Here is a 15,539-nt window from a genome sequence, read left to right as displayed (position 1 = left end):
TGCTAATTGTTATTTAGACCATAAACGAGCGGAGTGAACACCGAAAATATCGGTGCAATCTGCGCTAGGTCGCGGAAGAGGCGCCTGGAGCGGCTGGTTCCGACGATTATGATATCACCAGTGTAAATGTCCGGATCAACTGCCCGCCCTTCCCGGATGTCACGAAGGCTGTACAGAGCCGCCATCTGACGTCCCTCTATAGTGCGGAACACTACGACTTCCGACATCTGAGCCTCTTCAGTGATGCCTCGGGCGCTGGCAATTGCCACTTGGAGGGTGATGTCTCCGGCGGCGGCGTAGCGGCCGGGCTGACGCACTTCGCCATCGATGGAGAACTCTTGGCTGGCGATTTCCCTAACGCTCACCGAAACTTGCGGATTGCGGATATAGCGGCCGCGTAGCAGGTCTCCGATAGAACTGGCCAATTCGGCGGGAGTCCGGCCCGCGGCCTGCACCGAGCCGATCAACGGCAGGTTGAAGTTTCCGGATCCGTCGATCCGACCCTCGCGGCGCAGCTCAGCCGCACCCAGAACGTCGATCACGATGTTGTCGTAGGGTCCAAGTCTGAAATCTCGGGCCGGCGGACGAACATGCGTGGGTCGCGGCAGTTCCTGCGTGATCTCCACGGCGCTCCCCGTCGGGGAAAGGCCGCTCGACGTTGTCGAGCAGCCTGCGAGAGTCACGATGCCCAAAACTAGCCCGCTTCGAAATGGGGCGCCAAGCGATTGAAACATAACTCTAATTCTCAAATTTTTCGCCACGAGAGGCGGCAATTTCTGCTGCGAAGCCTATAGCCCCATCCTCCTCGCGTGCAAGCCCCTAGTTCGCGAGTCATTGATCTTGCGCCATCTGCTCGATGGCAAGCTCGGCGATTCAGGACTTGCCTCGGGCGTAGCGCCGACTGAGTAGCGTTTCGTTAACTATCCGCAGGCCATGATAGAATATGACGGACAGGACGGCGGGCGTAAGCCATGTCAGCACAAAAACGTTGTCCACTGAAAGCCCGATTCGGAAGACAATCAGCACAAAGGGCATCATCAGCCAATCCCTCGCCTCGACGATGCGTCGCGCTATGCACGACGCCCACCAGAGGAAGAAGCCCGCCGGAACAAATATCATGGCGCCCAGCCAACCGAAATTCCAATAGGCGTCCGTGAAAACAATTATTCCAAGTGATGAAGTCGCTCGGCCAGTGAGCATTTCGTACAGCTCAAATCCGATACTGCTCACATGAGGCTTCTCGGGCCAGATCGCACGAGGGACGAGCGCGAATAATCCATCTCGGATCGTACGCCCCGGCATATGTTGGTCATATTGTGTAACGACAAACGACGAGGATGATGTGTAGTTTAGGCGAGTAAAAGTATATCGGTCGTCACCGTCGACAGAATTAAATCGGTCGTCGAGAAAATATTGACGGAAGCCATCGAGCCTCCCGTCGACAGTGCCGCCGGTCAGATCACCATAGATCTGGATGTGTGCGTGACGGGCGGCGGCGAATGCCGGGTCCATTAAGCTCAGGACCGCACCAAGTGTGAGGGCCAAGAGGGCGATGCGAAAGACACTTGCCTTCACAATAAGCATCGCAAGGCCTGCAAGAAGGACGGCCATCAGGAAGCCCAGTTTTTCGAGAAGGATCGCGCTCAATAGCAACTGAGTCAGGAGCAATGCGAGTACGAGTATGTACCTGGCCCTGCTTCCCTCCGACGCCCAAAGTGTAACTAGGAACACCCCAATAGAACCGATTGCGGCGAAAAAAATCATTATCGAGCCGGGCAATGAGACGGTGTACCACGCCAGCCGAGTCGGAATTTCTATCAAGGTCAGGTAGCCCATACCGATACCGGCAAAGACGAGTCCCAGTATGAAAGTCTGATGGCTATCGAACGTTCGATGCGTCACGCGATAGCGTATGGCCGGGAGGACGAGGCTCGCCGCCTTTACCGAGAGGAGCAAGGTGAGGTAGAAAGCCATACAAATGACGTGAGTTTTTGCTCCCTCCTCTGGGGAATAGGCGTAGAGAGCGAAGATGGATTCCCGAGCGATGTCCCCGGCCGTTTCCGGAATCAGGGCTCCAATAAAAAGGTACGCAGCCACGGCAGCTCTCAACGCAAACAAGGGCGTCCAAACGTTAGCCGGCGCTCGGCGGACGAGCCTCCACATGGCCCAAGACGCAATCGCACCGATCATAGCCGGGGCGATTATGTTGACGGCATTATATGCTTCGGCCCAGAACAATAGAGAATTCAGAAGCGTGGCAAAAAGTGCAGCCAATAGCTCACTACTTTCGGGCGCCATGCATTGAGGGCTCGAGGTGCTTTTGACGATGGGTTGCACGTGGGGCGGCATTGGCTTGCGATACATCATATGAGCGACTAGGGCGGGCCGTCGCTCCGTGCAAGGGGGTGGGCCATTCTACAAGGCTGGCCCCGCAAAAACGTGAAGGATGGCGTGGTAATGTCGGTCAGGCCTCGCCGCATGCCGGCACCTCGCCAGAGAAAGCGCAAATGACTGCCTCACTCGCTGCCGTTGCAAGCCGTATCAGGTCTCTTTGGGAGATCAGAAACACTCGGATCTTTCGCCATTTGATATGGTCGGGGCTAGGTCAGATGGCGGTCGCGGCGGCGAGCCTGATTGGGGTTCGCATCCTGACCGAGCTAGCGGCGCCGGACGTATTCGGAACAGCGAACATGCTGAGTACGACGCTGCTGCTCCTGTTCAATATCGGTGTCATGCCAGTCGGTAACACCCAGCTCCGCTATCATAGTAAGTTCACCCTGGAAGGTGATTCGGCAGCGTTTGCCGGCGAGATACTCAAGCTGGCCATTCTTCCTGCCTTGGTGATCGGTGTGCTGGCGGCATCGGCATATGCCGCCTGGACAGTTTTGCAGGGCCAGACCTTCCTCGTCTTCTTGGCACTTTTGCTTCTTGTATGGCCACCTATTTATGCCGTTCGAACCGGCCTGCTCAATCGCGCCATTGCAGAGCGAAGGCAGGGCCTTCAGTCTGCCTGGCAGGCTGGCGAAGCGATCGCGATAATTGCCGCCACTGCGTTGCTCCTTTCGATCAGATCGAGCGTGGAGATGTTTCTTGCCGGAAATCTTCTGGCGGTAGTCGCAGTTGCCACGATCATCGTCGCGCTTTCCCCCGAGGAGCGGCGTTTCACGCTCCGCGGCATGTCGCCCGAACGCAGGCGCGATGTCATCGCTTTGATTCGATCCTATGGCCTCCCGTTCGTCGTGATCGGTATATTGAGCTGGGTCGGAAGCCTGTCGGACCGCTATGTCCTTGCCGGCACCATGGGTGTCGCCGCGGTGGGCTTCTATGCGGGCTCATTCGGCATCGCAAGTCGCGCCATGCAACTGGTCGCGGCCATTTCCACCAATGCCTTTCGGCCAGCCCTTTTCGAGGCCGAATCTCACGGTGACCATTGGCGGGCGAGTCAAGTGTACCGCGCATGGGTGGCTCTCACGGTCGCCTTCGGCCTTTCGCTGCTCCTGTTCTTTTTCTTCTTCACCCCCACCTTAGCCGAGCTTCTTCTGGCGGAGCCATATCGCGACACTGCCGATCAGGTGATGACCTGGATAGCATTCGGCTTCGCGCTGCTGACGCTAAATCAGGTGATCGAGACCAGAATCATGTCGCTCGGCAACACCAGCAGGCTCATTGGGCCGCTGGCTATGGGGGCGGCGACAAATGCAGGCATGGCGCTGGTCCTAATTCCCGCTGTTGGCATTCGGGGAGCCGCGATCGCTAATGCGACAGGTTTCTTGGTGCAGCTCAGCATCACGTACATCATCAGCCGGCGCCTCGCCCGCGCGGTGCCGGCGCCGCAGGCCATCGAGGGAGCGCGCTGAGGCGGGGAGGCGGCGAGTGTTCACCGAGCGCAGGGAAGCGCGACGATCGTCCACCGAGCGCAGGGAATCGATGAACCGGGGGGCGCGCCTCAGCGTCGCGTGTTGTCCGCCTCGTAGTAGCCCTCCCAAGCCGGCAGCGGCGCCGACCAACCGTCACGGACCAGCAGCATCGGGGAGGCATAGAAACGCTCCAAGTCCGGATGCCAGGCCGGAAACAGCTCGATGCCCTGCTGGGACAGCAACGCGACGACGTAGCCATGACGCGCGCCGCGCGCGAAGAGATCGGCCAGATAGGCCCGGCTCCGTACGAAAAGGATGCTATATTCGAACTGGATCAGGTCGACGCCGCCACGCGCTAGCAGGTCTTCCATGCCGACAATGACCTTGGGGTCGAAGCCCTCGGCATCGATCTTGATGAAGTCGATGTGAGTGGTCTTTCTGCCATGCATATAGGCGTCGAACGTGGTGACGGAGACGTCGATCGCCTGGCCTTCGAAATTGTGGAGGTCGGCTTGGAGGTGATGCGTGCCAGTGGACGGACCGGTTACCATCATGGTCATGGTCGCGTGTTGGTCGGAGAGTGCCATGGGTTCGATGACGATGTCCGCGAAGCTGGCCCATCCTTGCATCGTGTCGGTGAGGGTTGCCCGAATCGCGGGGACGGGCTCGAACAAGGTCAGCCTAGCCCGCGGTGCTCCGGCGGTCTGCAGAGCTTCCATGAGGGAGGTCGACCAACTGCCCAGATTGGCCCCGATATCGACCACGTTGAGCGTGCGCCCCTCACGGGCCGCCCGTTTCGCAAGAGCTTTCAGGAGATTTGCCTCGCCATTGCTTTCCATGTCGAGCGAACCTTCACGCCGGGCGTGCAGATAGAGGCGCCGACCGATCTTCCACATCAGGCGTCGACCAAGCACCCTTTCGATCAAACCCAAGGCGTTCACGCGCCAGCTCCTTTCGGCCGGCTCGGTTCCCGGGCGATTACGCTCATTTTATCAGCGCGCATACGTTGATCGATGAGCGCTGACATTTCTGCAGCGCGCCGATTCAGCGAATGATCCCTTTTCGCACGGGCGAGACCCCTAGCAGCAATGGCGTGTCTCTCGTCCGTTCGATCGAGATAGTACCGAACCTTTGCAATCAGATCCCCGGGAGTGGCAAAGGTGTCGATTTCGGACGGTGCCTCGAACAGCGAACGGACCTCGGGATTCTCAATATGCAGCATGAAACCCCCGCAAGCAGGGATCTCGAATGTGCGGGTCGATACGAGATCCTCCCATCCAGATGCGCTCACAGGACCGTAATGAAGCGCGATGTTAATACGGCTCCGCCCGATCTCGCGCGCGTAGAAATCACCCGTGAGCTGGTGACCGAGCACGGATCCGGCCAGTGCCGTGTCCTGCGCCAGCTCGCGCCAGCGATTGCCGACCACCAGGAGATTCCGTTCCGGAAATGCCTCGGCGAGCGGCAGCAGCCATTCCAGCTTGTGGCGCGAGGCGTTGCCGACATAAAGTAGATCGCGGACGAACACATCTTGGCGCGCGCCTACGGCGACCCGCCGGTGGACGAACGGCGAATAACCGTGGTGAACAAAGCTGACCCGTTCCTCACCGAGCAGATCAATGAGGTACGGCACTTGGAAGCTCTTTGTCGTTACGATGTGGTCAAACTCATGAAGTCGTCGCCGATCGAAGCCGCCAAATTCGAATTCCACATCGGGATAATAGTTTACCGTGAACACGCCGCGGGCGCGGAGCTCCTGTAGGGTCTCGGGCAGCATGAAGTTGCCCTTGACGGTCACCATCAAATGGGCCTTTTGCGTAGCGGCCGAATCGAGGACGGCCTGGTTGAAGGCCCGGAGTTGGCTGCGACGGAACGCACGCGCATTGAGGCGGTCGACGAGGCGTGTGCCTCCCCCCCGGGGGCCGAACATTCGCGTGTCGACCTCCTCGACGCACCAACCACATTCGCGGAACCCCTGCGCAAGTCCCCTTCCAGTGGCCCCGTGCCAGAACTCCGTGGCGAATATGGCGTTGCGCTCTACCATAGTATCAGGTGGCCGTCGTTCGCTTCGTGGGCGCAACGAAGCTCAGGGCGGCGCGCAAGCCCTGCTCGGCTTCCACATAGGACCAGGCGGCGATGATCGCTCGGCTGCGCGACCCCATGCAGGCGCGAAGCGCGGGATCGGCGACAATCGGCCTCAGCGCATTCGCCAATCCGCGCACGTCCTTCGCGTCGAAGACCTGCCCGTTGTATCCATCATAAACCAAGTCGGTAACCGCGCCGATCTCGCGAGACGCAACGACCGGCAGCCCAGCGCACATCGCCTCGTTGATGATCAAGCCCCACGGTTCTTCCTCCGAAGGCAACACGAATATTTCGCAAGCGCCGAAGAGCTTCGGTAACTCGCTCTGGTTGACGAATCCTGGGAAGATTACGTGGAGATCGGGCTCGGCTTCGCTTAGTGATCGAAGCTCGGCGTCCATCTCACCCGTGCCGGCCATGACCAGTTGCAGGGCAAGCCCTTCGCGCCTCAGCATGCCGCAGGCACGGATCAGATCGTCGGCATGTTTTCTCTTCTCGAACTTCGAAGCAAACAGCACTGCCGGATTGTCACCGTTTAAGCCAAGCCGTGATCGATAGTCCGAACGCTGCGCGGGGCTCATTTCCGAATCCGCCAGCAGTCGCATATTGTCTACGGAATAGGGGAAGTGGAAAATGCGAGACTCGGGAATTCCCAACGAGCGGTAGTAATTGCGGTTCGCGGTCCCGATCGCCAAAAAGGCATCGAAGCGGTGATAGAAATGCGGGATGATGGCCGCCCGTATCTTGCTCTTCCACCCGCGGCCCTTTAGGCCGAGATGTGATTCGCCCCGTACCATGATTGGGATGCCGGCCGACTTCGCCGCAGCTATGGCGACGTGATTGGCGCCGAAGGCGTAGCCATGGACGACGAGGCTGTCGAACCGGCCGCTGCGGACGATCGACCAGATGTCTGGTGCGATAAGTTTCAGTCCTTGGTCGAAATGATGACTCCCGGCGTTCTTGACGAAGATCGGGTCAGTCCCCTCGAGCAGATCGAGATCCCATTTCACGGCGCGTCCAAAGCCCTTATCATAGCCGCCTCTCAGGCTCACGTCGGAGAGGTAGATCGGCACTGCTTCGATGTCCGGCGACCGGTTGATATGGGCATAGAGCGGCGCGAAATATTGGATCGGGTGCGAGTTAACGAACGCGACACGCCATTTGCCTCCGTGGCCCGTCATCAGGGCTCGCCCCGGAGCTCGGTAACGCGATCCCGGAAATAATCCACCGTCCGGGTGAGGCCCTCGTCAAGCGCGATGCGCGGCTCCCAACCGAGCACGCTCCGGGCCTTGCTGATATCGGGCTGCCGCTGCTTCGGATCGTCTAACGGCAAACTGTGGAAAACTGGTCGGCTCGAGGAACGGGTAATGCTCAATACCTTTTCGGCAAGCTCGGACATCGTGAACTCGACCGGATTGCCGAGGTTGATCGGGCCGGTGACCACCGGATCGCTGTTCATAAGACGGATCAGGCCGTCGACGAGGTCATCGACATAACAGAATGAGCGGGTCTGGCGGCCGTCGCCGTAAAGCGTGATCGATTCGCCCGTCAGTGCCTGGACAATGAAGTTCGACACCACTCGCCCGTCGGCATGATGCATGCGCGGGCCGTAGGTGTTGAAGATTCGTGCGACCTTGATCTGGAGGCTATGCTGCCTTTGATAGTCGAAGAATAGGGTCTCGGCACATCTCTTGCCCTCGTCGTAGCATGAGCGAGGGCCAATCGGATTGACATTTCCCCAATATTCCTCCGTCTGTGGATGAATGGCTGGGTCGCCATAAACCTCGCTAGTCGAGGCCTGCAGGACGCGGCATTTGAGCCTCTTGGCCAGCCCCAGTATGTTGATCGCGCCGTGCACGGAGGTCTTGGTCGTTTGCACGGGGTCGTGCTGATAGTGGACGGGCGAGGCCGGGCAGGCCAGATTGTAGATTTCGTCGATTTCCACGAACAGCGGAAGGGTGACGTCATGTCGCAGGAAATCGAACCGGGGATGGCCGTTCAGATGCTCGATGTTACGCTTGGTCCCGGTGAACAAGTTGTCCACGCAAAGTACTTCGTGGCCCTGTTCCAGCAGCCGGTCGCAAAGATGCGAGCCGAGGAAGCCCGCGCCACCGGTTACGAGTATCTTTTTTCGGCTGTCATACATTCGTGTCATCGTTCTTCCATGCTCCAGAAAACCGCTGGCTCGTAACTGCTAGAATCGCAAGCCAAGCGCTTCAATTGGGGAGGCGTCGCGCAAACGGTCCATGATCTCCGCTTCGCCGCGTACATAAAGTCTGTTGTTATCAGGCCAGGAATTCGGTTCCGATGTCAACACTCGCTTGAAGGGATTGTAGTATCGGCGCCGAAAGCCGAGTCGTGCGAATAACTCAAGGCTCACTGGGCCCGCGCTTTCGGTTTCGATCGCGAGCAGTCGGCTATCTGCCAGCGTGGCTTCGGCGCCCGCGAACACCGAATCCTCGTGTCCCTCCACGTCGATCTTGATCAAGACGGGTACCTGGTCAACAAGGACATCGTCGAGCCGCCGGACCGGGACTAGACGCTGGGGCTCGCCCGCCGATGCAACCCGATTCACGGTGTCGAGGCCGATGGTGAAGCCGATTTCGCCATTGGCATGCCCGAGCGCCATGACGTGGACGGCCACCTTGTCCTCGATCCCATTGCTGGCGAGGTTAGCGGCTAGGTGTGCCGCCGTCAGGGGATCGGGCTCGAAGGCATGGCAGCGGGCACCACGAACGCCCGCCGCGAGCACAGTGTACGTGCCGACATTCGCCCCGACATCCACGAAGAGATCGTCTTCTCGCAGCATGTGTAGGACGAAGGCCATGTCACCAAACTCGTGCAGGCCCAGATAGAGGTTTCCGGTCGCGCCCCACATGCCACGGTGCACCACGAGCGTGGTGCCTGAAATCCAGCGCACCTGATGCGGGCCAGCTCTCAGCCGACTGCGCACCTGCCAGGCCGCAAGCCGAGCCAGTGCGGTCAGCGGTCGTCTGCCGGCTAGCGGGTGCGCGAGCAGATACCGCAGCAAGCGCCTGGTCGCCTCAACCCGATCACTCATCGGTTTACCGCCCTTTTCGCTGGCCTTGATCCGACGTCTTGGACAATCTCGCGCTCGAGGACGTGAGTCACGACGGGGGCAAGCTCGGCAGCGGTACCATAAGAAAAGCGGATCACCGCCTCGATCACCGCGCGAAGCCCGTATCGCAGGAGCCGGACCAAATCACGGATTATTCGACCCGACCGGACGCGCGCGGCCCCCCCGTAGCGGATCGTGAGCAAGCCCGTGCCTGCCGCATATTGCTCGATCTTCGCGCGGGACAGTGCCACCATATGGGTCGCGTCCGCATGCTGCGGGTCGAGCCCCAAAGGACTCTGGCCGTTCGGATAGCGCAGCACCAAGCGACCGCCGGGCCGCAGCGCCCTTGCGATCGCGGCTAGCTTGCTGCGAATGGCGCTTGGCTCGAGATGTTCGAACACGTCGAAGGCGACTACCGCGTCCAGGCTTTCGGCTTCCAACCCACCAACTTGTTCGAAATTCGGCGGAACCAACGGCAGCTTGATCGCCTCGGCCGCAAGGATCGCAGTTGGGGTGAGTTCCGATCCGATGACTCGTGCGCCGTTGTCGCGCGCCCAGCCGAGGAAGCCTCCATTGCCGAAACCAATCTCGAGAATATCCAGCCCGGCGGGATCCCACCCGAGCTCGGCGGCATAATAACGTCCTTCTTCGGCTGACCAGCGAAACGGGTCGCTCCACCCCTTCCATTGCGCATAATCACGATAGAGTTCGGACGGATTCGCATTTGGGTTCATACTAGCCCCGCTCACAGCGGGGCATGAGGGGATTGGCTGAACCCGTCAAGCGCGAAACACAGTCTCGTTATTCACCAGCGATTCGAGACACTTCGTCATGATGGCAATAGCACAGTCCGCATGGATCGCGCGCTCGATATAGGATCGCGCCGCGGCGCGGCGTCGGGCGCGGGCCTCGGCATCTTCGCCGGCGGCCTCCCGGATCGCGGCCACGAATCGCCCTCCATCCTCCAGCGACACATCCCAGCCGGCGCCCTCGGCTTCGAGGCCCCGCCATCGCGTCCGGTCGCTAATCAGAACCGGCGTCCCCGCCGCTAGGGAATCCACGATTGCATGGCCGAAATTCTCGCCGCCGGTGGGGAGCAGCAGGAGATCGTGCCGCGCCATCATTGGTAAAACCTCGCCGTTGGGGATCACGCCATGATACTTCGCGACGATATGAGGCGGAAGCCGCTCGATGCTCTGGCGGCACGCCAGCCAATATGGTTCGTCGAGGGAGACCCCGTACATGTTGAATCGGGCGGGCACGTCGGCCTCGCGCAGGCGATCCAGGGCGAAGTCCAAATTCTTGATGCGGTCGATCCGTCCTAGGAAGGCGATCCGGAGCGCTTCGCCTGGTTGCCGCGGCGGATGGAATGGGAGCGGCGCGATGGTCCGGATGTTCGGGGTGATGACGATGGGGATGTTCGGTCCCAGCGCGCGAGCGACGTCAGCCGCCTCGCGTTCGTCCGTCGCTTGCATGATAACCCCGCTCAGCAGGCCCGCGGCCCTCATCGTCCGCAAGTAGACATTTTTTCGAAACGGCTTAGTAGCAAGGGCGGAGCGTGCGAATTCGCCGCGCGATGCGAGGAGCAGCGGCCGGTAGGGAATTCGGCCAAAGCGCCGCAGTAGAAGCGTAGCTATCGTTTGCGTCGGATCGAAAAAGCTGTTCGCTAGAATCGCGGCATGCGGTGTTTCGATTAGCGTTTCCCGAAGACCCTTGGAGCCGAGCCAGCCTGCCCGCAGCGGCAGACGCTCGATTCCGTGCAGCTCGGTCCAGCGCCCAGCCTCCTCATCCGGAGTCGCATCAGCGATCACGCGGAACCGAAAGCGGTCCGACAGTGCCCGGATCATTTCCATGACGCTCTGATTAGGCCCGGTCGAATCGAAACCGGGCCAAAAGTAACGCTGCAGCACTAGCAGCGTCGATCTTGGATCGCTCATGTCGCGCGCGCGCCTGCCACCGCCGGGCTATCGTCCGGCGAGCAAGAGAGTGGCCGCGCTGACCGCCTCCAGCGTCTCGAGTGGGACGGGGGGGATTCCGGTTGCCCGGCCGGCGAGAAAGCTCCTCACTAGGGCATTCTGACCCTTGTCCTGGGCCGCTCTCCGGCGCTTCGTCCGACTGCCACGGCTAATCGAGATCGCCCGGAAATCGTCGATCTCGATTGCCAGCCCCTCCCCGAAAATCTCGATCCGCTCTTTGGCTATCGCGGGATCGCCGATCGAGCTGTAGAGGATCACGCCGACCGAGCCGTCGGCGAAGCGGATCAGCGCCGAGACGCTGTCGCCAATGCCATCAGGCTTCATTTGCTCCACTGCGACCGGCGGCGTGGCCGCTAGTGCGGACAGCGTGTCAATGAAATGGCAAACCTCGCCGAGGATCCGTCCTCCGCCCTCACTGCCATGGACCCAGCTTTCGCGCCCGATCGGCCCGGCGTTGATTCGGTAGAGCATGTTGATCGGGCCGGTGCGTTTCGCCAAAATCACTCCAGCCTCGAGGATCATCGGGGCAAAGCGCCGGTTGAAGCCGACGGCGAGAATCCCCGGGGCTTTCCTGGCCGCATCAAGGACCTGATCGAGATCCTCCCGGCTTAGCGCAAGCGGCTTTTCCACGAAGACATGCTTGCCCGCTTCGAGCGCGCGGACTGCCAAGCCGGCATGACTGTCATGACGGGTCGCGATGAAAACTGTGGATACACCGGCATCGGCGAAAGCCTCTTCCGGGTCGGTCGCCGCGCGCTCGAAGCCGAACTTCTCGGCGGAGCCATGCGCGCTTATGCCGCTTGCGGTCACGACTATGCGGAGGGGCTCAGCACTTGCCCTACGCAAGGCGGGGAACAGGATGGCCTTGGCATAGCCTCCGAAGCCGACAAAGGCGGTGCCGCTCACGCCCGAGGCACCCGGGGAGCGGAGATCAACCGCGTGCACTGGTTTCGTTTGCCGCTCCGGATAGGTCAGTAGGATCGCCAGATACGGATCATCGCCGTCCATCATCGCATAGGCTTGGTCAGAATTCTCGATGGGGTAGCGATGAGACACCAACAACGACGGCGTCACCCTGCCGGTCGCGATCAGCTCCAGAAACGCTTCCATGTTGCGTTGTTCGGTCCAGCGAACATACGGGAGTGGATAATCGTGGCCTTCGATCTCATAGGCCGTGTCGTAGCGACCCGGACCGTAAGACATCGACAGGCGCAGCTCGAGCTCGCGTTTGTAGAAGGGGTCACGGTCGATCGTCATGCCGACCTGGCCCACGAGGACGACGCGACCCTTCATGCGGCTTATGGTCGCGGCCTGATTGAGCGGCTCGCTCGATTTAGTGGAGGCGGCGACGATCACGGCATCCGCGCCGCGTCCTCCCGTAAAGCCGGTGACTGCCGTGGCAAGTTCCTCGCTGATCGCGACATCAGCGCCCAGCTCCAGCGCCAAGCGCGCGCGCGCGGGATTAGGGTCGAAACCGAGCACCTGACAGCCATTGGCCTTGAGCAATTGTACTGTGAGGAGGCCGATAAGGCCGAGGCCGATGACCACGACTCTCTCACCCAGCGTCGGATCGGCCACGCGCACACCTTGCAAGGCGATTGCGCCCACAGTCACGAAGCTTGCATCTTCGTCGCTGACCGCTTCAGGGATGGGCGCCATCAAATTCTTCGGAATGGCGTTGAATTCCGCATGGTTGGCTAAGCCTGCTCCCGCGCAAGCAACGCGCTGTCCGGCGCTTACGCCGGAATTGACGCCGGCTTCGGCTACGACCCCAGCCAAGCTATAGCCTAGCGGAATCGGCGTATCGAGCTTGGCGAATATCTTGCGTGCGGTCGGTACCAGGCCCTCGGTCCTCATCTTATTGATCGCCTGACGGACCAGGTCGGGCCTCGCGATCGCTTTGCCTACGAGCGAGGCCTTGGCGATATCTGCGATTTGCTTTTCCGTCCCGGCGCTGATCAGCGAAACGCGTGTGCGGACGAGTGCCGAAAAGAGCGAAGCGCGCGGAGCGGGCGCATCGATGACCCGCAACGCGCCCGTCCGATAATTCTGCTCGACCTGTTTCACGAATCTATTTCCTGGATTGGGCCGAGTCCGACGAGTTCGAGAACGGCGTCATTCATCCCGGGTATCAGGGTCACTACCAGCCGTACCGTCGACATTTCTACACCCATGTCAGGCCACCACACGGCCTCTTCGGCGTGAATGTCGCAACTTCCGTTAATCTCCGCGACGGCCTTGCCACAGCTTAGCCGCCACTGACCAGCCGAGATTCTGCGAGCCCGTACGCGCGGATGGAGGAGCAGCGCGATCCGCGCCTCGCGAGTCAGCAACCCTTCGATCCGATCGCTTATGCGGATCTTGCGCGGGTAGAGGTCGAATCGGCGATGATGTACCGGCGCGCCGGGCAACATCCGGTAACCGTCATGGCTGCCAACTAGGACCAAGCCCCCTCCATCGATCTCGCGTGTCTGGACGGAACTCTTCGCCATGCGCCCGCAACGAAAGGCACCGAAAAACTCGGCCTGATCGCCGCCCTCGATGTGCAGCGTGTTGTGCGATCGCGTGGTGCGCGAGGCCGTGCGCCGCTCGCCGGCTACATACTCGTAGACACCTTGATCAACTATGATCCGCTCACCATCGAGCGACCATTCGAAGCTGAAGATGTCGCCATGGCCGTGGGCGGGGAGGCCGGGAGGCGCAACCATGCCTGCATCCACGACCGCATAACTTTCCTCCTGGCGCACCCCAAAATAACCTCCGTCCGGGAACAGAAAGAGGGGGGACGGTGCCGGCGGAATGCCTCCGATCGAGGCGTAAGCCGACATACATTCGTGGGGCGCATAGGCCATGTTCAGACCTGAGTCGCTGAACTGAGCTATGTTGCCGTCTGGATGGCAAAGCTCGGCGAGAACACGGGACGCGCGGATCAGTGCATCGTCGAGACTGCCGTCCAGTGGGTCTTCCGCTAGGGCGTGTCGGATTTCCACCAAATCGGCGAACACCTGGCAATGATAGGCAGGCGAAAGCTCAAAATGCATACCATCGGGTAGTATTTGCCGCGGAAGCGCGCGGGCAAGGAGGACGAGTCCCTTCCGTCGCCAGCGCGACGCCGTAGGGCCCTGGAAATAGGCCGAGGCCCACAACAATGCTTTGATGTTTTTGATTAGATGGTTGCCGTCGATGTCGGTCTCGAGATGCGATTCTAGATAAAGGAGCTGCTCAACCAGCGAGCGCTCGGCCCGTTCTCGGAGGTCCTCGCCAAAACCAGAACGCGAGGCAAGCTGCTGCATCCAGACCACAGCTCTCAGCGAGAGCGCATAGGCATTCCAGGCGGCGGTCAACGCGCCTTCGCGGTGAGGCGAATTCTCGGCGATCCACTGTAGGATCAGTGCCTCGACATCATTGTCGGCTAAGGCCTCCAGATACTCCATGTAGTGAAGATTCATTAGCCACAGCTGGGCGGCCCCAGGATGATCCGCCGGCTGCCATCGCAACGCCTCGCCCATCCGCGCCTCGCCGCCAAGGAATCTGAACAACCAACCCGCCTCCGTCCGGGTGGCGATTTGCCTGGGCGCGAAGAGCGGCTGGGGCGGCATTGGACCCCGGCGCGCATCCGGCGCCTGCCACTGAGACTTGAATGCACGCTCGCCGATTCGACGGGTCACGAGCCAGACGCGCCGCATGATCTGTCGTGAGGGGATTCGGCGTGCGAAGGAAAATTCGCGCCTAAGTCGCTGGAGCATGGTCGACCCTGTCGTCGGACTGGGCGCGGCCGGAGATCACCTGCTCGAGGAAGGCCAAATAGCGCTGCGCGAGCTGGCGGCGGTCGAAGTGTTCGATGACGTGAAGGCGGCCCGATTCGCCCATCGCCCGAGCCTCCTCGGGCGCTGCCGCCAGACGTTTGACGGCCTCGGCCAGAGCTTCTGAATCCTCGGGCACAATGCCAATGCCGGCCCCGGCCGCGTCGAGGAGGGTGCGCGCCTCTCCCTCGACGCCGAGGATAATCGGCCGCCGCATCGCCATCGCCTCGAACATCTTAGAAGGCAGCACCGATTTAAACGTATCCAGTCTGCGCAGCAGAACGAGGCTGACATCGGTTATGCGCCAGATCGCCGGCATCGTGGCCTTGGGATATTGCCCGAGCACCCTCACATTGTTGAGGCTCCGCCGTGCCACCTCATTAGCGATCCGAGCGCGTTCGCTCCCGTCCCCGAACATAAGGAAGACAATGTGTTCATCGCCCTTTAGCCGCTCGGCTGCGTCCAGGATAGTGTCCAGTCCGTGCGCCATGCCGTGCGTACCGACATAGGCGGCCACGAATTTGTCGTCGACCCCGAGCCTTCGCCGCAGCCTCGGGCCGTCTTCCGCTGTGTTTTTATCGCTGTCGAAACGCGTCAGATCAACGCCGTTCTTGATGACCGCCACCGGGCCCTTTCCGTGGCGGCGCGCAAGAATGTGGGGAACGAAAGACTCGGTCACCGAAACCAACGCGTCGGCCCGGCGATAAGCTATTCGCTCGAGCAACTCGAGTAGGCGTATGCC

The 15,539-nt window shown here is 60.8% G+C and carries 13 protein-coding genes; 1 reads left to right on the top strand and 12 read right to left on the bottom strand.

From position 1 onward, the window contains the following. Nucleotides 1–2 precede the first annotated feature (2 nt). Nucleotides 3–626, bottom strand: a complete 624-nt coding sequence (locus tag ACT4N8_RS14290; protein ID WP_444858784.1) for a polysaccharide biosynthesis/export family protein — start codon at nucleotides 624–626, stop codon at nucleotides 3–5. A gap of 247 nt (nucleotides 627–873) precedes the next feature. Then, nucleotides 874–2,298 carry a hypothetical protein gene (locus ACT4N8_RS14285; protein ID WP_444858783.1) on the bottom strand — a complete coding sequence of 475 codons (1,425 nt, stop codon included), beginning with the start codon at nucleotides 2,296–2,298 and terminating at the stop codon, nucleotides 874–876. Between the two features lie 209 nt (nucleotides 2,299–2,507). Between ACT4N8_RS14285 and ACT4N8_RS14280 the strand changes: the two genes are divergently transcribed. Continuing rightward, a complete protein-coding gene (locus ACT4N8_RS14280) occupies nucleotides 2,508–3,857 on the top strand; it encodes a lipopolysaccharide biosynthesis protein (protein WP_444858782.1) in 1,350 nt (449 codons plus the stop codon). Between the two features lie 89 nt (nucleotides 3,858–3,946). Here ACT4N8_RS14280 and ACT4N8_RS14275 read toward each other — a convergent pair whose 3' ends face one another. The 10 genes from ACT4N8_RS14275 to ACT4N8_RS14230 all read right to left on the bottom strand — a co-directional run. Continuing rightward, a complete protein-coding gene (locus tag ACT4N8_RS14275) occupies nucleotides 3,947–4,798 on the bottom strand; it encodes an FkbM family methyltransferase (protein WP_444858781.1) in 852 nt (283 codons plus the stop codon). After that, complete coding sequence (locus ACT4N8_RS14270) at nucleotides 4,795–5,787, bottom strand: CgeB family protein (protein WP_444858780.1); 993 nt, start codon at nucleotides 5,785–5,787, stop codon at nucleotides 4,795–4,797. Before ACT4N8_RS14270 ends, ACT4N8_RS14275 begins: the two co-directional genes overlap by 4 nt. 118 nt (nucleotides 5,788–5,905) lie before the next feature. Continuing rightward, nucleotides 5,906–7,120, bottom strand: coding sequence for a glycosyltransferase family 4 protein (locus ACT4N8_RS14265; protein WP_444858779.1), 1,215 nt, complete (start codon nucleotides 7,118–7,120; stop codon nucleotides 5,906–5,908). Further along, on the bottom strand, nucleotides 7,120–8,085 hold the full coding sequence (locus ACT4N8_RS14260; protein WP_444858778.1) for a UDP-glucuronic acid decarboxylase family protein: 966 nt from the start codon (nucleotides 8,083–8,085) through the stop codon (nucleotides 7,120–7,122). Before ACT4N8_RS14260 ends, ACT4N8_RS14265 begins: the two co-directional genes overlap by 1 nt. A gap of 48 nt (nucleotides 8,086–8,133) precedes the next feature. Then, on the bottom strand, nucleotides 8,134–8,970 hold the full coding sequence (locus ACT4N8_RS14255; protein ID WP_444858777.1) for an FkbM family methyltransferase: 837 nt from the start codon (nucleotides 8,968–8,970) through the stop codon (nucleotides 8,134–8,136). Nucleotides 8,971–8,996: 26 nt separating this feature from the next. Further along, complete coding sequence (locus ACT4N8_RS14250) at nucleotides 8,997–9,752, bottom strand: methyltransferase domain-containing protein (RefSeq protein WP_444858776.1); 756 nt, start codon at nucleotides 9,750–9,752, stop codon at nucleotides 8,997–8,999. A 45-nt stretch (nucleotides 9,753–9,797) separates the two neighbouring features. After that, nucleotides 9,798–10,955, bottom strand: a complete 1,158-nt coding sequence (locus ACT4N8_RS14245; RefSeq protein WP_444858775.1) for a glycosyltransferase — start codon at nucleotides 10,953–10,955, stop codon at nucleotides 9,798–9,800. A gap of 27 nt (nucleotides 10,956–10,982) precedes the next feature. Then, nucleotides 10,983–13,061 (bottom strand): bi-domain-containing oxidoreductase, encoded by a 2,079-nt coding sequence (locus ACT4N8_RS14240; protein WP_444858774.1) that lies wholly within the window; start codon nucleotides 13,059–13,061, stop codon nucleotides 10,983–10,985. After that, entirely contained in the window at nucleotides 13,058–14,680 is a 1,623-nt protein-coding gene (locus ACT4N8_RS14235; RefSeq protein ID WP_444858773.1) for a heparinase II/III family protein, read from the bottom strand. Before ACT4N8_RS14235 ends, ACT4N8_RS14240 begins: the two co-directional genes overlap by 4 nt. Before the next feature lie 43 nt (nucleotides 14,681–14,723). Continuing rightward, nucleotides 14,724–15,539, bottom strand: an 816-nt coding sequence (locus ACT4N8_RS14230) for a glycosyltransferase family 4 protein (protein WP_444858772.1), incomplete at its 5' end; no start/stop codon positions are given.

It is taken from the genome of Sphingosinicella sp. (assembly GCF_052387495.1).
In the GTDB taxonomy this organism is placed as follows: domain Bacteria; phylum Pseudomonadota; class Alphaproteobacteria; order Sphingomonadales; family Sphingomonadaceae; genus Allosphingosinicella.
This window is presented reverse-complemented; position numbering and strand designations above follow the sequence as displayed.

Bases quoted from the DNA above. Each gene is read 5' to 3' on its own strand.
- ACT4N8_RS14285 (WP_444858783.1), bottom strand. From the start codon at position 2,298: ATGGCGCCCGAAAGTAGTGAGCTATTGGCTGCACTTTTTGCCACGCTT.
- ACT4N8_RS14280 (WP_444858782.1), top strand. From the start codon at position 2,508: ATGACTGCCTCACTCGCTGCCGTTGCAAGCCGTATCAGGTCTCTTTGG.
- ACT4N8_RS14270 (WP_444858780.1), bottom strand. From the start codon at position 5,787: ATGTTCGGCCCCCGGGGGGGAGGCACACGCCTCGTCGACCGCCTCAAT.
- ACT4N8_RS14265 (WP_444858779.1), bottom strand. From the start codon at position 7,120: ATGACGGGCCACGGAGGCAAATGGCGTGTCGCGTTCGTTAACTCGCAC.
- ACT4N8_RS14260 (WP_444858778.1), bottom strand. From the start codon at position 8,085: ATGTATGACAGCCGAAAAAAGATACTCGTAACCGGTGGCGCGGGCTTC.
- ACT4N8_RS14250 (WP_444858776.1), bottom strand. From the start codon at position 9,752: ATGAACCCAAATGCGAATCCGTCCGAACTCTATCGTGATTATGCGCAA.
- ACT4N8_RS14245 (WP_444858775.1), bottom strand. From the start codon at position 10,955: ATGAGCGATCCAAGATCGACGCTGCTAGTGCTGCAGCGTTACTTTTGG.
- ACT4N8_RS14235 (WP_444858773.1), bottom strand. From the start codon at position 14,680: ATGCGGCGCGTCTGGCTCGTGACCCGTCGAATCGGCGAGCGTGCATTC.